At 43.6% G+C, this 21,216-nt stretch carries 18 protein-coding genes; 15 read left to right on the forward strand and 3 right to left on the reverse strand.

Features of this window, described 5'->3' with window-relative positions:
• Positions 1 to 551: 551 nt before the first annotated feature.
• Both U5K35_RS10240 and U5K35_RS10245 read right to left on the reverse strand, forming a co-directional pair.
• Positions 552 to 1,298, reverse strand: a complete 747-nt coding sequence (locus U5K35_RS10240) for a hypothetical protein (protein ID WP_322571360.1) — start codon at positions 1,296 to 1,298, stop codon at positions 552 to 554.
• The gene (locus tag U5K35_RS10245) at positions 1,295 to 1,930 is read right to left on the reverse strand and encodes a SatD family protein (protein WP_322571361.1); all 636 of its coding nucleotides are present in this window, start codon (positions 1,928 to 1,930) and stop codon (positions 1,295 to 1,297) included. The genes U5K35_RS10240 and U5K35_RS10245 overlap by 4 nt, the downstream gene beginning before the upstream one ends.
• A 315-nt stretch (positions 1,931 to 2,245) precedes the next feature.
• Here U5K35_RS10245 and U5K35_RS10250 point away from each other — a divergent pair, with 315 nt between their 5' ends.
• The 8 genes from U5K35_RS10250 to U5K35_RS10285 all read left to right on the forward strand — a co-directional run bounded on the left by U5K35_RS10250 (position 2,246) and on the right by U5K35_RS10285 (position 11,044).
• The gene (locus U5K35_RS10250; protein ID WP_322571362.1) at positions 2,246 to 3,523 is read left to right on the forward strand and encodes a mechanosensitive ion channel family protein; all 1,278 of its coding nucleotides are present in this window, start codon (positions 2,246 to 2,248) and stop codon (positions 3,521 to 3,523) included.
• A gap of 177 nt (positions 3,524 to 3,700) precedes the next feature.
• Positions 3,701 to 4,513 carry an arsenite methyltransferase gene (locus U5K35_RS10255; protein ID WP_416221627.1) on the forward strand — a complete coding sequence of 271 codons (813 nt, stop codon included), beginning with the start codon at positions 3,701 to 3,703 and terminating at the stop codon, positions 4,511 to 4,513.
• Between the two features lie 264 nt (positions 4,514 to 4,777).
• On the forward strand, positions 4,778 to 5,104 hold the full coding sequence (locus U5K35_RS10260) for a metalloregulator ArsR/SmtB family transcription factor (protein ID WP_322571364.1): 327 nt from the start codon (positions 4,778 to 4,780) through the stop codon (positions 5,102 to 5,104).
• A gap of 790 nt (positions 5,105 to 5,894) precedes the next feature.
• A complete protein-coding gene (locus U5K35_RS10265) occupies positions 5,895 to 6,503 on the forward strand; it encodes a protein-tyrosine-phosphatase (RefSeq protein ID WP_322571365.1) in 609 nt (202 codons plus the stop codon).
• Between the two features lie 586 nt (positions 6,504 to 7,089).
• Entirely contained in the window at positions 7,090 to 7,719 is a 630-nt protein-coding gene (locus U5K35_RS10270; RefSeq protein ID WP_322571366.1) for a metallophosphoesterase family protein, read from the forward strand.
• Between the two features lie 475 nt (positions 7,720 to 8,194).
• Positions 8,195 to 8,644 (forward strand): DinB family protein, encoded by a 450-nt coding sequence (locus tag U5K35_RS10275; protein ID WP_322571367.1) that lies wholly within the window; start codon positions 8,195 to 8,197, stop codon positions 8,642 to 8,644.
• Between the two features lie 127 nt (positions 8,645 to 8,771).
• The gene (locus tag U5K35_RS10280; protein WP_322571368.1) at positions 8,772 to 9,512 is read left to right on the forward strand and encodes a sulfite exporter TauE/SafE family protein; all 741 of its coding nucleotides are present in this window, start codon (positions 8,772 to 8,774) and stop codon (positions 9,510 to 9,512) included.
• Positions 9,513 to 9,880: 368 nt separating this feature from the next.
• Positions 9,881 to 11,044, forward strand: coding sequence for a molybdopterin molybdotransferase MoeA (locus tag U5K35_RS10285; protein ID WP_322571369.1), 1,164 nt, complete (start codon positions 9,881 to 9,883; stop codon positions 11,042 to 11,044).
• Between the two features lies 1 nt (position 11,045).
• On the opposite strand, the gene mobA is transcribed toward U5K35_RS10285, so the two are convergent.
• Complete coding sequence (gene mobA / locus U5K35_RS10290; protein WP_322571370.1) at positions 11,046 to 11,615, reverse strand: molybdenum cofactor guanylyltransferase; 570 nt, start codon at positions 11,613 to 11,615, stop codon at positions 11,046 to 11,048.
• A gap of 815 nt (positions 11,616 to 12,430) precedes the next feature.
• On the opposite strand from mobA, the gene U5K35_RS10295 reads away from it, so the two are divergent.
• The 7 genes from U5K35_RS10295 (at position 12,431) to U5K35_RS10325 (ending at position 21,202) form a co-directional block, all read left to right on the forward strand.
• Positions 12,431 to 13,153, forward strand: a complete 723-nt coding sequence (locus U5K35_RS10295) for a Crp/Fnr family transcriptional regulator (protein WP_322571371.1) — start codon at positions 12,431 to 12,433, stop codon at positions 13,151 to 13,153.
• A gap of 579 nt (positions 13,154 to 13,732) precedes the next feature.
• The gene (locus tag U5K35_RS10300) at positions 13,733 to 14,845 is read left to right on the forward strand and encodes a hypothetical protein (RefSeq protein WP_322571372.1); all 1,113 of its coding nucleotides are present in this window, start codon (positions 13,733 to 13,735) and stop codon (positions 14,843 to 14,845) included.
• Between the two features lie 133 nt (positions 14,846 to 14,978).
• Positions 14,979 to 15,854: a 4Fe-4S dicluster domain-containing protein gene (locus U5K35_RS10305; RefSeq protein WP_416221628.1), complete on the forward strand. Its 876-nt coding sequence runs from the start codon at positions 14,979 to 14,981 to the stop codon at positions 15,852 to 15,854.
• Positions 15,855 to 15,884: 30 nt separating this feature from the next.
• Complete coding sequence (gene nrfD, locus U5K35_RS10310) at positions 15,885 to 17,081, forward strand: NrfD/PsrC family molybdoenzyme membrane anchor subunit (RefSeq protein ID WP_322571374.1); 1,197 nt, start codon at positions 15,885 to 15,887, stop codon at positions 17,079 to 17,081.
• 27 nt (positions 17,082 to 17,108) lie between these two features.
• Positions 17,109 to 19,517, forward strand: coding sequence for a molybdopterin-dependent oxidoreductase (locus U5K35_RS10315; protein ID WP_322571375.1), 2,409 nt, complete (start codon positions 17,109 to 17,111; stop codon positions 19,515 to 19,517).
• The gene (locus tag U5K35_RS10320) at positions 19,480 to 20,280 is read left to right on the forward strand and encodes a molybdopterin dinucleotide binding domain-containing protein (protein WP_322571376.1); all 801 of its coding nucleotides are present in this window, start codon (positions 19,480 to 19,482) and stop codon (positions 20,278 to 20,280) included. The genes U5K35_RS10315 and U5K35_RS10320 overlap by 38 nt, the downstream gene beginning before the upstream one ends.
• 37 nt (positions 20,281 to 20,317) lie before the next feature.
• On the forward strand, positions 20,318 to 21,202 hold the full coding sequence (locus tag U5K35_RS10325) for a 4Fe-4S dicluster domain-containing protein (RefSeq protein ID WP_322571377.1): 885 nt from the start codon (positions 20,318 to 20,320) through the stop codon (positions 21,200 to 21,202).
• Positions 21,203 to 21,216: the final 14 nt, after the last annotated feature.

Raw genomic sequence — 21,216 nt, forward strand, 5'->3', positions numbered from 1 at the left:
TGGGTTCTATGGTGCAAACAAATCACCCGCCGAACGGAGAGTGTGGTTTGGAGGTCTGTGCAGCTTAGAGGCGGTTATCTCCAAATCGTTTTTCATTTAAAGTCCAACGGATCAGGCGACCCTTTGCAGGCTACCTGCAACATGAAGCTTGCGGCCTGTAAGGAGCGGAGCTGCAGGCTTGTCGCCGCCGGAGCGGAGCTCCGTGACGAGGAAGGTAGGCTGGTTTGAACTGCTATTGACCGATGGGCGAACGACCGAATTGCGAATTGGTATACACCCCGGCGGGGTGGCCTGTTTGTAGAATTGTGAACGAATAGAATGTATTCCAACGAACAGTGGGAATAGTTTGGAGTGCCAAACATGGTTGAGGCGGTAGTAATTTGAATTTGATTACAGACACAACATAATATGATCTGGTAGCCTGAGGCCTGGGTCATGCAGCAGAGCTGCGAGCTTGTCGTCGCCGGAGCGGAGCTCCGGAACGAGGGGGATATATGCATACGAGGCGCGTAAACCGTACGCCATAAACCGTACACCGAGCCTGCATCTTTTTAAATAAACAGTTTTACAATAAACGCAACGCCCATGGCCATCAGGACGGAGAGAAGGGTTCCGATGAGAATGTACTCGGCGAAATTCCGGTTGCCGAACTCCGGGTAGCGAACAACGCCTTTGGCAGCCAGTACAAATCCAATAGCCGTATACTGTCCCATCAGAATAAAGAGAAAAACAAAGATCCGTTCCAGGAATCCAATCACCCGACCCGTTCGGAACTGCTTTTCATCAATCTGCTGCTGGTGCAATTCGCTAAGAGGAGCCAGTTGTAGTCTCTCCAGAATGTATCGGATCAGAAGATTGATCTCGTTGAGAATCATTAAAAACCCGAAAAGGACTGCAAAACAGATCTGCCAATTGATCGTGCCCTCGCTGCCTTCGGGATGGAAAAGGTCGATCAGTATTTGCTCAAATCCGCCAATCCAATGAGCGGGTTGCAGTGCAAAAAGTGGACTGGCTAAAATTCCAACGGCAAGGATGTCTATCAGCAGGGCATCCATCCGGTTTCGATTCAGGTTGGTGGAGCTCAGCTCGAACAGACGATTGATTACCGGCCTCAGGAGTAGATAAATAATCAAAACGACCCATCCTGCCGAAACCGATAGAAAAGGAATAATAAGGAGAGGAAATAGGGTCAGCCGAATAAAATCTCCGGTTTCGGAGAGTGGTTTGTCTCGCAACGTAAAACGCAGTCTGGAGAACAGAATCAGGTTGAGTATGGCAAAGAGTATCGTGTAGTTCATGGGGTTACCATTTTGTTCACGTTTTGTGAGATGCACTCTGTCAGATCTACAACCGCATCAAGAGTTCCGGCATGGATGTTCTTGTAAACAGCCACTTCCGAAAGGTTCAGATCACGTGCGATCTTCTTCACTTCAATATTTTCATATCTCTTCTTTAAAATAGTAAAGCGGTTTTTATTCCACGTTCGCAAGTTTCCGCCCAGAATCCGGAAACTGCTGTTCACTAACCGGTCAAAGGATTTATCGTCTGTTGTCAGCGACAAAAGAGTATCATTTGACTTCATCTCTTCAATCCGGTCGCGTGCGGCGTGAAATGCAGGACCATCCATCCCAAGCGATTGCTCACGGTTAATTTCCGTAGTGATTTCACCCACACTGATCACAACCCGTACCTTCACAGGGTGAATCTCTGCAGTAAAAGCCCAGATATCATGGAACAGCTGATCGGCTGAACGATATACGGCCTGGAATTCATCTCCCAGCGTAATGGTGTAGGGCGAAAGCAGCTGCCGGGATTGCCGGTTCAACTGATGAAATACATCTTCCAATTGATTCTGCGTGTTCTTTCGCTGAGCCGGTTTCAAATCCTTCGATTCGACAATGTCACCAATAACGACGATATAAGTACTCATAATTAACCGTAATAGTTAAGACTTATAGTAATTAACTAAAATGGTTTAAAAAGTCAATTATTAACTAAAATGGTTTACTTTCAAGTCTCAGGCTACATCTTGGCTTGATATACTTTCGATACAAAATCTCCAATATTTTGAACTGTTGATCCATCGAAGGACAATGACCGGGTCGTTTTGATCATCAATCACATTAACAATAAAATTCCACTGAATCCCGCATCAGAATTCTTCTGTATCATTTGGCTGATCTTATTACCTTTTGGATTAATTGAGACGGGTGGGAAACCATAATTTTTCAGAAATAAAAATGATATGCTTGTAACGACTTTTTTACAGTCGAATTTGATTGAAATTCTATCAAAGATACTGCCGGAAAATATGCGGAGTGAAAGTTCTGAGGCGGCTATTGGTTTGGCTCTCATATTTTTAATCTCGGCGATTGTACACATCTTTATCCGTGTGTGGATTATCCGATTGCTAACCAAATTTGATGAGAAGACAGAATCAGACTGGTACGCAATTCTGCTGAGGCAACAACTTCCCCAGCGGGCACTGTTTATGATCCCGCTGTTGATTATTTACAACGGTCTGGAGCTGGTACCCGAATTCCATGAGGACCTTACCAGCTTTATTCTCAGGATCACAGCTGCAATGATGATTCTGGTGGGTGCACGCGTCTTTGATGCATTTTTATCATCCATTCACTCACTCTATCAGAAACGGCCGGATGCACATCTGACCCCGATCAAAAGCTATATTCAACTGGGTAAAGTGCTTGTATATGTACTGGCAGGATTCTTTATTATATCAAGCCTGGCTGATAAATCGCCCTGGTACTTCCTGAGTGGGATTGGTGCCATCATGGCGATTATCCTGCTGCTCTTCCGCGACACTCTTCTATCCCTGGTAGCGAGCGTTCAGCTGACCAGCAATGATCTCATTCGAGTGGGAGACTGGATCGATATGCCTCAGTTTGATGCGAATGGTGATGTAATCGACATCGCGCTGAATACGGTTCGAGTTCAAAACTGGGATAAAACTATTTCAGTGATTCCAACTCATAAATTTCTGGAGCACAGTTTCCGCAACTGGCGCGGAATGCAGGAGTCGGGTGGCCGCCGAGTGATGCGATCAATCAAAATCGACATTTCTACGGTTCGGTTTCTCACATTCAATGAGATACAAAAACTGAAAAAATCGCATCTTCTTTCGAAATACATGGAGGAGAAGATGATGGAGATTGGGGAGTACAACGAGAAGCATCTGAAAGGGTACACGTCTACGCTCACGAATGGTCGCTGGCTCACCAATATCGGTACATTCCGGCGCTATGTGATTGAGTATCTGAAAAATCATCCGAATGCCCGACAGGATATGACCATGATTGTCCGGCAGCTTGAAGCAACTGAAACAGGATTGCCGCTACAGATCTACTTCTTTACAAACACAACGGCATGGGTTGAATACGAGGGAATTCAATCAGATGTTTTTGATCACCTTCTGGCAATAGCTCCTGAATTCGGACTCAAAATTTACCAGCAGCCTACCGGGTATGATTTGAGGGAATTGAAGGTTAAAGAGGAATTATAAACCTAAACCTCCAGGGTTTTCAAAACCTTGGAGGTTTTATGCCAAATATAATTTTGTAATCAGTCAGAGTGGTCTTATATTCATCGTAAATATACGATCAATCGAGCAGGTTCATTTTTACCTGTTCAATATCTCTAAACCTATTTCAAAAGATTTAACATGAGTACCAAAATTCAGATAAAAACATCAGATGAAATCAAGCAGTCCGTAAAGGATAAATATGCAGAGATCAGTCGCAGTTCGGATCAGGCAGGTTGCTGTGGGCCCAGCGGATGCTGTTCAACTGACAGCAATGTAGACTACACCATATTTTCAGACGACTATAGTAAGCTGGAAGGATATAATCCGGATGCGGATCTCGGTCTGGGTTGCGGCCTTCCAACAGAGTTTGCAAAAATGAAGCCGGGTGATACCGTTGTAGATCTGGGATCCGGTGCCGGTAATGATGCGTTTGTGGCCCGTCAGGTTGTAGGAGAGTCAGGCAGGGTGATTGGCCTGGATATGACCGAGGCTATGATTCAGAAGTCAACGTTAAATGCCATTAAGCTGGGGTTTGACAATGTGGATTTTGTGTTGGGCGACATCGAAGAGATGCCATTGGATGATTCCATCGCCGATGTGGTTGTAAGCAATTGTGTACTGAATCTGGTGCCGGATAAGGAGAAAGCCTTTGCCGAAACCTATCGGATTTTAAAGAACGGTGGTCATTTTAGTATCTCAGATGTGGTAATTGCAGGTGATCTGCCTGATGCCATCAAAGAGGATGCCGAGATGTATGCGGGTTGCGTGGCCGGAGCAATCGACAAAGATGAATATCTGGATATTGTGAAAAATACCGGTTTCGAGAATATCACGGTCCAAAAAATGAAAGAGATTCAGCTTCCGGATGAGATGCTTTTGAATTATCTCTCTGAAGAGGAACTGAAGTCATTTAAAAACTCAGACACCGGAATTTACAGTATTACTGTTTACGCGGAAAAAAGTGAATAAGATAAGTTTGCCAGACCTGTCAGTTTCCAAAACCTGACATTTTGAGAATGATTATTGAATGCTGATTATTGTTTCCCCTCCTGTGTAAGGAGGGGCGAGGGGTGGTAGCCTTGGGATTTATGTCTTTAATGTACTTAATCCACCAATTGAACCTCCCCTAAATCCCCTCCTTGGAAATGAGGGGACTTTCATGACATCTATATCTACTTTAAAAATCGAACTCAAAGTGACAGGTCTCAATGACATAAATTAAATGGATAAGCCATGATACAAGCCAACCCTATAAAACTGGACGATCCCGCTATCAAGCGGTCGGCGGCCATAGCGAAAGCACTGGGGCATCCGGCAAGGATTGCCATCCTGAAAATTTTAACACAGAAGAACACCTGCTTTTGCGGAGATATTACTGAAATTATTCCGCTGGCACAGTCTACGGTCTCACAGCATTTAAAAGCATTGAAAAATGCCGGTTTGATCAAGGGTGAGGTGGAAGGTGTGCGAACCTGCTACTGTCTGAATCCGGAGGGAGTTCGGGAGCTGAAAAGTTTACTCTCTGAACTGTCGGATGAGTTAGTTCAGACATGCTGCTGATATCCAACTCCCGTCAGACCTGGTCAGTAGTTACTCGTAGCTGACAAGTGCATCATTTTTTGAACCCGCCTGCACAAAGTTTCGGAGGGCAGGCACGCAGTGAAAATCCTGACAGCGTCGGATTAGGCAGTAAATACTCAACGCTGACAGGAATCCATGAAATTCATTAGGTTTCGTTGACAGGTTGGATTGGTCATCCCCCCGCCCCCCTTCGAAGGGGGAAGTTGAGAAATAAGATGTTCGCTTGAAGAATAGTATAAATTGAAATAGTAGACAGTGTCGTGCAGGTACAAGTTTCAACGCTGACAGATCAGCGTAGGTGGCAGACGGACACGGTCTTTTTGGTGCTGTCAGGTTGAATTTGTCATCTGATTCCAACAGAGCTCCATCGGAGCGGGAAACATAATAGCCCGGGGTTTCAACCCCGGGATGAAGAAAGCAGAAGAAATTAGAAGCTCCGTAGGAGCGACCCACAGTTTGTTTCCGGTTGGTGAGATTAAATAAGAATCACCCAACTCAACGCTGTCAGGTCGGATTTGTCATCCCCTCTTGAGAGGGGACAGACGGGTGAGCGTTAAGCGAAACCGGCAGGGGTGTGTTCCAAGCGTGAAAGTACAAATAAAAATAGGATTGAATCTGTAGCCGCATTCGAACAACACACCCCTCGCTTGATGAATCGCGCTTTGCGCTTTCATCTTTACATTTCCCCTCCTGTCTGCCGAAGCTTTAGCACAGGCAGGCTCTAGAGGGGAGCATCAATAAATATTTAAAAGCTAACTATTAAAACCACATGTACTCAAAACTGAAAAAAACCATCTCGGAACTGACTCAGGATTTTGAATCTATTCCGGAAGAACGAAAGCAGACTTTGCAGGAAGTCGCTAAGTATATCTCCAAAGAACTGGATGAGAACGACACTGTTAAACTCAACTTCATCTGCACGCACAACAGCCGGCGGAGTCACCTGGCGCAGATCTGGACACAGACAGCCGCTCACTACTACGATATTGAAGGAGTTGAAACCTACTCCGGCGGAACGGAGGCGACCGCATTTAATCCCAGAGCGGTTGCTGCAGTTGAGCGTGCAGGATTTCATGTTAATAGTCCGGTTGGTGAGAACCCCAGGTATGAAATAAAATTCTCAGAAGAGGCAGAGCCAATGATCTGCTTCTCCAAAAAATTTGATGATTCGGAAAATCCGGAAAAAAACTTCGCCGCCATTATGACCTGCTCCGATGCGGATGAAAACTGCCCGTTTGTTCCGGGGACATCATTCCGCAAAGCTGTTACCTATCGCGATCCAAAAGAGTCGGATGGCACAGATCACGAAAAAGAGACCTACGATGAGCGCTGCCGGCAAATCGGAACCGAGATGTTTTATATGATGAGCCAGGTGTAGTTTTTTACGCTCCGTCAGACCGCTTCCCGCGGTCAGACGGATATGATTTAATCATAGACCTGTCAGCGTTTGTAGCGAAGCGCTCATTTTTTGAACCCGCCTGCACAAAGTTTCGGAGGGCAGGCACGAAGTGAAAATCCTGACAACGTCGGATTAGGAAGTAAACATTAAACGCTGACAGATCAGCCGGCAGGCGGACGCGGTCCTTTTGGTGCTGTCAGGTTGAATTTGTCATCTGATTCCAACAGAGCTCCATCGGAGCGTGCAACACAATAGCCCGGGGTTCAACCCGGGATGAAGAAAGCAGAAGAATTGGCAAGCTCCGTAGGAGCTGACCCACGTTGATGCAGGATCCTTACCTAAATAGGATGATCAAGTCTCTACTGAACAATCCCGCTGATTAGTGCAGATACATCGCAGATAGGCTGACCTCACTTTAGACTTACCTATGAACGTCATGTTTATGAAAACGACGATTTAGCGTTACAGCGAATATTCGACAGGCACTGTGGTCCGCTTTGAGAGTATCCGCATCCGTTGAATCGGATCTTGTAGCTGGTTAGTAGCTTATCCCTATCCGAACGAAGTGATTGAAACAATACGATCAAAAGGAATTCCGGTCATTGCCGGAAATTATGACCAAGGTGTGGGATTGAAAAGCGATGACTGTGGATGTGCCTACAAAACAGACGAAGATAAAGCGCTGGGTGCAGAGTCTATTGCATTTACGAACAAAATGATATCTGATGACAACCGCTCTTACCTGCGTTCCCTGCCTGCTCATCTAAGAATAGAATTCGGAGTCAATACCGATCCTTACCATCTGCTTTTGGTTCATGGGAGTCCCCGAAAAATCAATGAATACCTTTATGAAGACCGCACAGATAAAAGCATCAATCGAATGATGGAAAATGCCGGTGCCGATATCATGGCATTTGGTCATACTCATAAGCCATGGCATAAAGTATTGGAAAATGATGATGGTACTTTACGGCACGCGATAAATATCGGGTCGGTTGGCAAACCAAAAGATGGCGACCCACGGGCTTGCTATGTGATGCTGGAGTGGGAAGACGATCTGGACCTGAACGATCCGGATGGACTGGATGTGACATTTGTCCGGGTTGAATATGATGTTGAAAAAGCGGCAAAGGCTGTTGAGGAAAGTCCATTACCGGATGCTTTTGCGGATATGCTAAGAAAGGGGGAGAGCTGATAAATAATGTGCAAAAAAATGTTTCAGACCGCTTTACGTAGTCAGATATATATTTTGCATTAAAAGAAGAAGACCTGTCAGCGTTTAGCGAAGCGCTCATTTTTTGAACACGAAGTGAAAATCCTGACAGCGTCGGATTAGGAAGTAAATATTCAACGCTGACAGATCAGCCGGCAGGCGGACACGGTCCTGATGGTGTTGTCAGGTTGAATTTGTCATCTGATTCCAACTGAGCTCCATCGGAGCGTGCAACATAATAGCCCGGGGTTTCAACCCCGGGATGAAGAAAGCAGAAGAAATGGGAAGCTCCGTAGGAGCGACCCACTGACAGGAACCCTCCGAATACGATGTCAGGTTGGATTGGTCATCCTGGTCATCCCCCTGGCCCCCTTCGAAGGGGGAAAGTAATAAACCAGTTTCGCGGTTGAATAAGAGATATCAATAAACTTTTAAAAACAACAAATTGGAGATTAAAATGAGCAAGCAATCATATTTTGACATGTGGAAAATGGGGCGAACACGTCTCACAAATCAACTGGACAACATTGAGGAGAGCAGCTTGCTGAATCGGCTACATCCTGAATCAAACAGTGCGGGTTGGCTTTTACGTCACATTGCCGAGGTAGAGCTGCTGTTTGCAAAAAATGTATTCGGACGGGATCTGAATGTAAAAGCTCAGACGATTGGCTCGATCGCCAAAGACCGGGGACAGTTTAACGAACTTGAGCCGCTCTTGGAACTGATTGAAAAAGCAGGTGAGGAACTTGGAGCAGCTATTCAAAAGATCGAGGATTGGGAAGGAGAGGTAACCACAGCCGAATTTGGAACCGTAAGCCGTGCGGAAGCCCTGGGCAGAATCACCACGCATACAGCCTATCATGCCGGACAAGTGAGCCTGGCTGTGAAGTATGGCAAAAAAGATTGATTCGGCTAGGTCGGATAAAGCTAAACTTGATCAGGACAGAATCAGAGTTAAACCATGTATCTAAATCAATAAAATCATATTTTGATTATCTATTCATCAAAAAAAATAGATACAAATAAGTTTATTCATGCTGGAACTGCCGATTTACCTCTACTTTCTCTTTTTTATAATCGCGTTTATATACAGTTCAGTGGGTCATGGTGGAGCCTCCGGCTATCTGGCCATTCTGGCGCTGACAGGATTTCTGACTCCCCAGCTCGTGCCTGTCGTTCTCATCTTAAATATTATCGTCTCTTCAACGGCATTTTTCAACTACAGCCGGGAGGGGTATTTTAGATGGAGTCTTTTCTGGCCGTTTGCACTGGGTTCAATTCCGGCCGCTTTTCTAGGAGGTTGGCTGCAGATAAAGGCTGAAATCTTCTATATCATGGTGGGTATTGTGCTATTGACGATGGCCGGAGTTATTGTATTCAGGGTTATCTACAACATCACTTTCGATGAAGTTAAAAAAGTAAATATTTCAGGAGCACTCTTTTCCGGTGGGGGAATCGGATTTCTTTCCGGATTGATTGGCGTTGGCGGAGGTATTTTTTTAACTCCATTTATGCTTTTTATGAAATGGGGAAAAATCCGGGAAATTGCCGCTGTAAGTGCTCTTTTTATATTGGTTAATTCAGCGAGCGGACTTTTGGGGCATGCCTTCACTACAACTATATTATGGGGCGGGGCACTGCAACTTTCAATACCGGTCCTGTTGGGAGGTGTGATCGGCTCACTTTTAGGAGTGAAAACAAAAAGACCGGATTTGATTAAAGTGATGCTTGCCATTGTACTAACCGTAGCCGGTATTAAAATGTTAATTCTATAAATTAATCAAAACCTAAGTTCGATTTTGAAATTATGATAAATTACGTTCCCCTCCTTCATAAGGAGGTGTTGGGGGTGGTTGCGGTACTTTTGTTTATGCAAAAAAAACAAAAAAGCTAAGTGGCGGCCTTTTTCAACCACCCCTGAGTGAGGTTGTCCAAAAAGTGAATCAACACAAGACCAAGCTTAAATAATTTAGACTTTGTATCCCTCTCTATTAGTTAGAGAGGGAAATAGGGTGAGTCTGAAAAGAAAACCTAAATTATTTAAGCGCTATTTAAACTAATATGTCTTTTGGGACAGCCTCACTTTTGGGATATTTCATTAAAAATTAAGAATCGAACTCAGGTTCAAAAAAAATTTAAGTCTATGACGGATGTTCAAACGGCACTCAATATTATCGACCGGGCTACAGAAGGTATTCGGAAAACGGAGAAGATTCCGGTTACTGAAGTTAACGGCAGAATCCTGGCTGAACAGATAAAAGCAGAATCAGATTTCCCGGCCTATGACAACTCTGCGATGGATGGTTATGCTTTTCAAAAATCTGATCTGGATAGTGGAAAAAGAGAATTTAGCACGGACTTTGAAATTCGTCCGGAAGATGAAGACGGCGGCAAATTAAAGCCCGGCATGTGCGCATATATTACAACCGGCAGCAGAATACCGGAAGGGGCTGATTTTGTGATACCGATTGAGCTGATCCGAAAAAAAGATCATCAAACCATTGTCGTTGAAAAGATCCCCTCGAAAAATCCTATCCGAAAAAAAGGGGAGGGCTATAAAAAAGGAGAAATACTTCTGAAGGAGGGGAAACAGATGGTTCCGGGAGATATAGGGGTGCTGAAAAGTAACGGGTATTCTGAGGTTTCAGTTTTGCGGAAAACCCGGATTGCAATTCAGGTTACCGGCAATGAGCTGGATGAAAAACGAAATACGAACGGGCCGGTGCTGCAGAGCTGGCTGCAAAGCTTCCCGTCAGTTACAGTAGAGAGCTTTCCACCGTTAGCTGATGATAAGGAAGCGATGACGGTACGTTTCAAACATCTTATTGAAGATTATGACATCGTTGTTACCACAGGTGGTGTTTCAGCAGGGGCATACGATTTTGTGGTTCCCGTTTTTGAATCGCTGGGTGCTGAATTTAAAGTCCGAAAAGTGCGCCAGAAACCGGGAAAACCTTTTTCATATGGAAAAATTGATGACACAGCTATTCTGGCTCTTCCGGGGAATCCGATTTCAGCTTTCTTTTGTGCTGTATTTTATCTGACACGAATCATCCGGCTCAGAGATCATCAAACGGTAAATGAGGAGACTGCAATATTGCTGAATGATTATTCTGCTAAAGAGACCCGGGACGAATTTGTTCCGGCGCATTTGAGTTTCAGCAAAGCGGAAAGGCAGGTAACCACTCTGCCGGGAATACAGTCGCATTTGCTGCATCATCTCTCATCGGCAGACTGTTTTGTCCATTTTGAGGCCGGCTGTGAATATGCAAAAGGTGATGTGGTTCCTGTAGTTCGGATTTTGTAAATCAAGGATCCAGCTTATCAAGCTGATCTTTCGTATTGATATTTCGGAAAGGAAGGGACGATTTAAAATCGATCAGCAGATGATTACGGCTGCGGATAAATCCTTTGAGTGAATAGATTTCTTTCTGGTTCTCTACAATTGACGGACCCAGAGATTTGTGATAAAGAGCGGCCATGGGCTCAATGCCCTGTTCTGTTTTCGGGGCTATGATTTCAAGATCGGTTTTGTCTTTGGGTATGGCTTCAATTAACGTCAGTAGGTTTTCTGAACTAAAAAAAGGCATATCACAGGCAATGAAAAAATTCCACTCCGTACTGCTGTTCATGAGCCCGGTGTAAATTCCTGCCAGCGGAGTTTGGTAGGGAAGCAGATCTTCTATTACCGGATAGCCAAAGGTTTCATACAGTTTCTCGTTTTTGCCTATGATAACCACGTTTTGGGATACACCTGAAATCTGTTCAATTACGTGTGAAATCATAGGCTTATCTTTAAAAAGATAAAGTGCCTTATTTTCGCCAAATCTTCGGCTTTCACCGCCGGCCAGGATGTATACAGTAATTGAATGATTCATTTACAGAGTCCTACATGTATCTTATGTTTTAAAAAACGGCATCTTTTAAAGTAAGAACTTTTCCATTGTAATATTAGAGACCTCGGACAAGATGGCTTTTGAAAAGACCTTTTACATAACTCTTGTTAAGTTTACGTGAGCTCAAGATAAGAATTTAGAAAAAGTGTCTGAGGCTGTCTAAATAGTATTTATGATCGAAGCTCGGCTTAAATTATTTAATTTAAATTTTTTGAAACATGCCCGTCGTACTGCTTCGTGTCCTCGCCACTTCGTGGCAAAAACCGTGATTTATTGCCACGAAGTCTCAAAGTCACAAAGGTTCACGAAGAAAACTTAAATAATTAAACCATCCATATTTCAAATACACCTTTTTGGACAGTCTCCTGGGGGTTGTTTTCAGATTTTAAGATGGATTTATAATTGAGAAATTAACTCATAAACCTAAGTCAACCACCCTTAAGTCCCGCTAGCTATTACCCATACTGTTTATAATTTTAGCTGTTGTAAATGCCTTGAAGGCAAACCACGCCCGGAAGCAATCACCGCCCGGGTCCCGACACCTCGGGATGATTCCTTTTGGCGGCCCAAAAGGAATAAGGGAAACAGTTTAATCTGTGGATGTACTTTATATATCATTTTTAATAAATCCAAGATTACATGAGTAATGTCAGCCTAAATCTCCTCTTTGGGAAAGGAGGGGACTTTTTATATTGCTAAATTCAATGGCTTTATATCGAATATACTTTAAGTTATTTTAGCTTAAGGAATAAATTTACATAAAACTGCTCAATTCGAACTCTATTCTTCTGACTTTTATGAGTCAATCCTATTCAAAATCAAACAAAACCGGTGATGATTGCAATGTGCTTGATCACACCTACTTTGATGAAATTGATATTTCAAACCCCGAAGTGATTCGTGAGAACAAAGTATGTAATGCTTACAAAAAGGGTCAAACCATTTTTCAAGAAGGAAACCGGCCAATGGGATTATTTTCTATTGAAAAAGGGAAAGTGATTTTAACTAAAAGAGGAATAGAGGGAAGAGAACAGATTACGCGATTTGCAAAAGAAGGGGATATTTTGGGCTATCGGTCATTGATTTCCGGGGATAATTACGCTGCTTCCGCAGTTGCATTGGATGAGTGCGTTATTTGCATGATTCCCAAGGACAATTTTATTCAACTTCTAGAGCAGAATGGAAAGTTAGCATTAAAAATTATGCGGCATTTAGCCAAAGATCTAGAAGTGGCAGAGTTAAATTTAACGGATATGGCGCACAGGTCGGTACGCGAACGAACGGCAAAAGTTCTGTTGTTGCTCGAAGAATTTTTCGGATATAAGGAGGACGGGATATCATTAAATGTATCTTTAAAAAGGGAAGATATTGCAAACATTGTCGGCACGGCCACGGAATCTCTTATCCGATACTTTTCAGAGTTCAAAAAGAATGAAGTTATATCCCTAAACGGTAAAGAGATTAGGATTTTAAATCGAACCAAACTCGAAGAGCTGGCCAATAATGGCGTAGAGTCATGAAATATTTAAATAAACGGGTTTACCGGTTGGGGTTGTATTAGAGAGTGTTTCACTTTTGGGGGCAATGGGGGATGATAATTACTTGATTTGAACCAAACACTAAAAATTTGGGTGAAATCAATACTCATCTGGTCATCCCCCTGCTCTCCTCCCGAAAGCTTTCGGGATCGGGATCGCTTTCCCTCCGTCAGCCGACGGAGGGACTATTCCGATATTAAATCCAACCGGTACCCGCGTTTAAATAAGCTTTTATTCAAATAGATTTTACCGAAACATGACAAATGTCATGTTAGTAACTGACTGATATCATACCCTTTTTCTCGGGCATTCTTTACGTTGTCTATATCTAAAAAAGCTTTTCAAAGATATTATCGTTCTGTATTTAAAGAATTTAGGGATGTCTACCAATCCATTGCAGAACACCTGATAATTTCTTAATTAAATACAGAAAAAATTTTCAGATTTATTTGGAATGCCTTAAATTGGATAAAAGCATCTAAATATCAGAAATAGATAGTACAGAGTCGAGTTGAAACATATAGCCGTGAAATTTTACACAAAAATAGAGGAACAGTTACAATGAAATTAATACAGTTATTTGCTTGGTCCATTTTGTTAGTTATTGCATTTGGTTTTGCAACAGTTGAAGCCCAAGACAGCTCTGAAGATGATCCCAAATTAGAAGTTTGGGGATACGTTTTTGGAGACATGTTCTGGAAGGCTGATGGGGATGAGGATCTTTGGGGGCGTGGAGAATTTATGAGTACTGAGAAAAATGCCATCGGAGGTAACCTGCGAAGGATTTATGTGGGCTTCGACCATGATATATCCAGTAACTTAACCACTCGTGTTCTATTTGAAACAAATTCGGGTACGATAGATCCAAGCGGGAAATTTTCGCCGATTGTTAAACTTGGGTACATTCGATGGGACGTTCCCGTTGATTTTCTACACAATAATGTTGTAAGCGTCGGGCTTATTCCAACACCCATTTTTTCCTTTCCGGAAAAATCATTCGGATACCGTTCCGTAGAAAAAGAAGCATTGGATGCCCGGGGTATTGGACGGTCTGCCGATCAGGGTATCTCTTACAGTGCAACATTTGATGAGGATTCGAACTTTGGTTTTACTGCTTTGTTAGGAAACGGAACCGGAAACAGGCCAACGGAAACCAAACGGCTTGAATATACCGGATCTGTGTTTGCAAAATTCCTGGACAGCCGCCTAACAGTTGAAACTATGTATAACTACAAGTCGCTTGGAAATGATAGAGAAAACTCTATTCTTCGAGGTTTTGTAGGCTTTGAGACAGATCAATTTCGTTTTGGGGGGGAAGTTGCCCGGATTTTAAATAGTGTTGGAACTGCACAGGGATTCAATGACGTAGAGCCAATTTTATACTCTGTATTTTATGCCTTTAAAATTCCAAGCTTTAGTGACGACGTTGAATTTTTTGGCCGCTACGACCGGTACAATCCGGACACAGACTACGAAACCGGCAAAGTTTATCCGAATGATCCTCAATTCTTTTCTAATCAATCCCTTGCAATATTGGGTTTGAAATACCAACCTATTGATCGGGTAAATATCATGCCTAATCTCTATTTTAATATTTATGATGAAAAAAGAGATGAAATTGAAGACCGCAAAACAGATATTGTTCTGAGAACAACCATTTACTACTCATTTTAGCCGATACTAAAATCCAAAGATTATGAATCCATTCAGTAACAAAAATAAGGAAGCTAGTGATCTGTCAGTTGTAGAGGATCAAAATCAACTAAAAGAGATCTTTGGACTGGAGCCGGAAGACTCGGTGGAGGAAATGCCGGAAAACAATCGTAAACGATTTCTGAAACAGGCAATGGCACTGCTCGGAACCGGAATGGTATCCATGTCAGTTCTTGTGAAACAGGGGCTCGCTGCTGTTGAACAAAATCCTGAGGATCCCGGAGACAACTTCCTTGAAGGGTCTGTCTCTTTTTCTGAAGATGAGCTTGAAAATGTCATCGTGCGAATGCAGAATGAACTGCAGCAGGCGATGCAAAAGCCCATGAAGGAAAGAAGCTGGGTAATGGTGATAGATCTGCGTAAGTGCACAGGTTGTGGTGCCTGTACAGTGTCATGTATTGCAGAGAATCATCTTCCGCCTGCAGTTGTTTATCGTCCGGTAATCGATGAAGAGATCGGTACCTATCCCAATGTTTCGAGTCGTTCAATACCAAGACCGTGCATGCAGTGCGAAACGGCCCCATGTGTTCCGGTTTGCCCCGTTAAAGCTACCTGGATACGGGAAGATGGAATCGTGGATATGGATTACGACCAGTGTATTGGCTGTAAGTACTGCATGACCGCCTGCCCCTACCACGCACGAATGTTTGATTTTGGATATAACTACACCGATGGCACTCCCAATGAAAATCAACCTTATGAAACACTTGCCAACTTTGAGTATGGTAAGCGATGGGATCGGGAAGAAAAATCTTCGCCGGTTGGCAATGTTCGTAAGTGTCACTTCTGCACGCATAAACTGGATGCCGGAATGCTTCCATCCTGTGTTACAACCTGTATAGGATATGCCACCTATTTTGGTGATTCAAATGATCCAAACAGCCTTGTATCGGAGCTAATAAGTAAACCAAATACGATGCGCTTGAAAGAAGAGATGGGAACCAAGCCAAGAGTATGGTACCTGGTATAACAGACAACGATAATTTCTAAGTAAAAGACTATGAATTTAAAAGATGCAAAACCACGGCTGAACCGAAAGAAAGAGTTTTTCTTCTTTAGTGTCATCGCCATCGTCGCAATGGTTGCAGGTTCGATAGGCGTGTATCAGGTACTTGTAGATGGCAATCACGGTGCATTGACGAACTTCGTACCCTGGGGACTCTGGGTAAGTGCTTATGTATTTCTTGTCTGGCTTGAGGTAGGCATGATTTTAAGTTTCTTCGTAGTACGCCGCTATTTCAAAATAGAGGGGCTGGATATCATGGCGCCTGTCGTGTACCTGGCAGCTATAGCCGCATTGATCGCCGCTCTTTTTACCATCGGTATGGACCTTGGACACCCTTTCAGATTCTATAAAGCCTACACCAGTCCGCAGTTTGGCTCCATGATGACCTGGATGATCTGGCTACATACCATTTACCTCTTTATTCTTGGAGGAGAATTGTTCTTCTATTGGAAAGGCAAAGATTCGGTTAAACGAAATAAAAAATGGCTTGATCGACTGGCCTATATCAGTATCCCGTTCGGTATTATCCTGATCGGTAACATTGGGGGCCTTTTTGGAGTCATTGCCGCCCGGCCATTCTGGAATGCATCTGTGCTTCCTTTAATGTTCTTTATAGCGTCGGTTGTGGCCGGATTGGGACTGTTAACACTGCTCCACATCCTTTTTTCTCCAATTACAGGCACTCAGCAGTATAAAGACGTCGCTTATGATTTAGCCAGAATATTTTTTGGGGGCATCATATTGGGAATCATTGCGGTTATGGCAAATGCAGTGGTCATCGCCTACCCCAGTATCCCTGCTCATTCCGAGGCTTTGAGGCTGATATTGTTTGGCCCTTACTGGTGGTCTATTTGGATTATTCACATAGCCATTGGAATTATTGTGCCTCTTGCACTTTTATATTTTGCCCGGAAAAATCTGTTTGCAATCGGAAGCGCCTGCTTTCTGTATATCGTTGGATTTACTATGGTTCCTGTAAATATCATCATTCCGGGACTTGCCTATCCATCGGTAGGACTTGAAGGGTTACAACAATCATTTCATCACTACAAATTGACATTTGAGTACGGCCCTTCCGGAGTAGAGTGGCTGGTGGTTACATTCGCTTTTGGTTTAGCTCTGCTCATATTTACAGTTGGATATCGCTATCTCGTAGAGCCCTACATCAAAGAATACTTCCCAAGAGTCTAAAAAATTTCAACACCCAATATTTCTGTTATGAAATCAAACGAAAAAAAGAATAACAACATCTCCCGTAAGGATTTTTTGAAAACATCCGCTCTTTTGGGTGGCACAGGCCTGCTTGCAGGTACTGCCGCATCCGGCTGCTCTGTTTTTGAACGGGCTGAAAACAATGATTTGACTCCGGAAGAGTTTTATGAAATTTCCAAACCGGAAAATATCCTCTATACAACATGCCTGAACTGTAATACCGGCTGCGGTATTAAAACGAAATTTGTAGATGGTGTTTTGGCCAAGGTTGACGGGAATCCGTACAGCCCTTGGACAATGACTCCTCATATCGATTACGACCACGATCCCACAAAGAAAGATATTGCTAAACTGGATGGGGCGATTTGTCCGAAAGGCCAGGCGGGTATCCAGATTTTATACGATCCCTATCGAATCCGTAAAGTTCTGAAGAGAACCGGAAAAAGGGGAGAAGGTAAATTCAAATCCATTCCGTTTAATCAGGCTGTAGAAGAAATCGTAGAAGGCGGACAGATCTTTTCTGATGTTGAGGGTGAAGAGAATAGAAATGTGGAAGGGTTGAAGGATATCTACAAACTGCGCGATAGAGGTTTAGCCAAAAGAATGGCTGCCGATGTAGATAATATTAAATCCGGAGGCATGACGGTTGCTCAATTTAAACGAAAATACCGTGATAACCTGGATGTTTTAATCGATCCTGACCATCCCGATTTAGGCCCTAAGAATAATCAACTCTGTTATTATTGGGGTCGGATGAAAGCCGGACGAAGTGAAATGGTAAAACGATTTTTTAATCAATCTTTTGGAACAACTAATCGTCACGGGCACACTACCGTGTGTCAGGGCTCACTCTATTTTGCCTGTAAAGCCATGAACACCCAGTATATTGATGGAAAATGGACCGGAGGTAAAAAATTCTACTGGCAGGCGGATACCGGAAATAGTGAGTTTATTATTTTTGTAGGTTCCAATGCGTTTGAAGCCGGTTATGGGCCTCCAATCCGAACACCAAAAATCACAAATGGTTATGCAGACGGATCATTGAGGTTTGCCGTTGTGGATCCTCGTATGGGTAAACTGGGTGGTAAAGCATGGAAATGGGTTCCTGCCAAGCCGGGATCTGAAGCCGGATTGGCTCTCGCCATGTCGCAATGGATTATTGACAATGAGCGCTATGACTCCACATATCTTTCTGCCGCGAACAAACCGGCATCCGATCAGGTTGGAGAACCCAACTGGAGTAATTCTTCCTGGCTGGTAAAGATAGACGACGAAGGCAAACCCGGTGATTTCTTACGGGCGTCTGAAGTTGGACTTGGCGGAGACCGATTTGTTGCCATGCAGAATGGACAAGCAACCGCTGTTTCTCCGAAAGATGGATCTGCTGTTTTTGGAGATCTTCTGGTAGATACAACGGTAGGCGGCATCCGTGTAAAAAGCAGTATGCAGTTATTAAAAGATTCCGCGGATGAACATACTCTTAAAGGGTGGGCTGAAGTCTGTGGTATTCAGGAAAAAGATATCGTTGAGCTCGCTCGTGAATTTACCAGCCACGGGAAGAAAGCTGCCGTAGATATTCACCGTGGAGTTTCTCAGCATACGAACGGTTACTACGGTGTAACCGCCTGGATGAGCGTAAACTTACTCATCGGTAATTTTGGCTGGAAAGGTGGTATGTCTCAACCGGCAGTTTATGATGCCAACTCAGGAGCGTATTCTGTTATGTCTATGCACGAGGATGAATTTGAGCCTTTCGGAACAAGTATTATCCGGCACGGTGAAAAATATGAGGATTCCACCCTTTTTGACGGTTATCCTGCAAAAAGACCGTGGTATCCGCTTGCTTCCGATGTGTACCAGGATGTAATTCCATCCATCGGAGATCAGTATCCCTACCCGTTAAAGGCATTGATTCTGTACATGGGGGCACCGAATTACGCACTGCCGGCAGGTGATAAGTTGAATGCAATTCTATCGGATACCGAAAAACTACCACTGTTTATCTCCAATGATATTAACATTGGAGCTACATCCATGTTTGCAGATTATATCTTCCCGGACGGCACCTATTTTGAGCGCTGGGAGTTTCATAAAACACATCCGAATGTAACTTCTAAGGTAGGGCCGACACGTGCGCCCGTCATTACTCCATTGGTTGACACTTGCGAAGTATACGGTGAAGAGATGCCGATGACACTTGAAGCCATGCTGATGGGATTTGCCGAAAAACTTGATCTGCCCGGTTTTGGTCCAAATGGTTTTGGCCCCAATCAGAAATTTACTCACTTCGATCACTTCTATGTGAAAATGGCTGCTAATATTGCGTCACACGAAGGTGGGCTGCCGGATGCCAGTGATGAGGAAATCCGGGTATTTAATGAGGCCAGACGTCATATTGCGGCTCACTACCTATAGTGAAGAACGATGGAGAGAAGCTGCCGGTGAACAGTGGTGGAAAAAAGTTGTCTACCTGATGAACCGCGGAGGCCGATTCCAAAGATATAACGATTCGTATGATGGTGAAAAACTCGCCAATGCTTACGATAAACAGATCAATCTCTATCAGGAAAAAACAGCTCGCACTAAAGACAGCATGACGGGAATTCCATTTTCCGGGATTTCGATACACGAGCTTCCAAAAGATTCGCTTGACAGGCCGTTACAGGATGTGGAGAAAGGATACAATCTGAGGTTGAATACGTTTAAACGAAGTACGATGACTAAATCCAGGACCAATCCTGCTTACTGGCTGTTGGCTATTCATCCTCAAAATTATATTCTGATTAACAGAATTACAGCCAATGAGCTGGGATATAAAGAAGGCGATATGGTGAAAATCACCAGTCTTTCTAATCCCGAAGGAATATGGGATCTTGGAGAAATGGGCAAAAAACCGGTTGCCGGACAACTGAAAGTAATCGAAGGCGTCCGACCCGGTGGAATCATGTTTACTCTTGGATATGGCCAATGGGGTAACGGAGCCACAGATATGATGGTGGATGGCCAGGTTATAAAGGGTGACGAGCGGAGAGGCAGAGGTATTCATGCCAATGCCGTGATGGGCGTAGATCCACATCTCAAAAACACCTGTTTATCCGATAAAGTGGGTGGTAGTGCCGTATTTTATGATACGCATGTAAAACTGGAACCATTTGATGGAGATACGGCGCTTGTATAATTAAATGTTCTATCTGTAAATCTAAAAATGTAATTCTATGTATGATAAAAAAGAATTAACAAGAAAAGATTTCATTAAAGCAGGGGCATCGGTTGTAACTGGAGTCGCTATATCAGCGGGTGCCGTTACAGCCGCAAAGCTTAGCCCTGCACCGGAAGATCCTACCGGTCCCGAAACCATTCGAAATTATGATGATTTCGAAACCGTACCGGTTAATGATGAATCTGATCTGCTGATTAGAATGCAGAATGATTTGAAAAGAGCGCTTTCCAAACCGATGGAAGAGCGTAAATGGAAAATGAGTATTGATACTACGAAATGCGTAGGTTGTCACGCTTGTACCGTTGCCTGTAATGCCGAAAATAAACTACCGCCTGGAGTGGTATATCGTCCGGTTTTAGAAGAAGAAATTGGTGAATATCCTAATACACAGCTTCGATATTTTCCGCGTCCGTGTATGCAGTGTGATAAGCCCTCATGTGTAAGTGTTTGTCCGGTTAATGCAACTTGGAAACGTCCGGATGGTATTGTTTCTATTGATTACGACAAATGTATTGGTTGCCGGTACTGTCTATCTGCCTGTCCGTATGGCGCCCGCACCAGTGATTTTGGCCACTATTATACTGAAGGGACTCCTGAACTTCAGCCTTACGAGCAAAGGCCAAATAATGAGTATGGTAAATCGTGGCTGCGTGAAGATCATGAATCACCGATCGGCAATGCGCGTAAATGTCACTTCTGCCTGCATCGTTTGGATGAGGGACAACTGCCTCAGTGCGTTACAACCTGTATTGGGCGTGCAACTATATTTGGTGATGCCAACGATCCTGATTCATTGGTTTCGGAAATGGAGCAAAAATCTAATCAAATTAAGTTGCTTGAAGAGAAAGGAACCAAACCGCAAGTAACCTACTTTATTTAAGGAGTTTAAAATGG

Source organism: Rhodohalobacter sp. (genome assembly GCF_034521535.1).
Taxonomy (GTDB): domain Bacteria; phylum Bacteroidota; class Rhodothermia; order Balneolales; family Balneolaceae; genus Rhodohalobacter.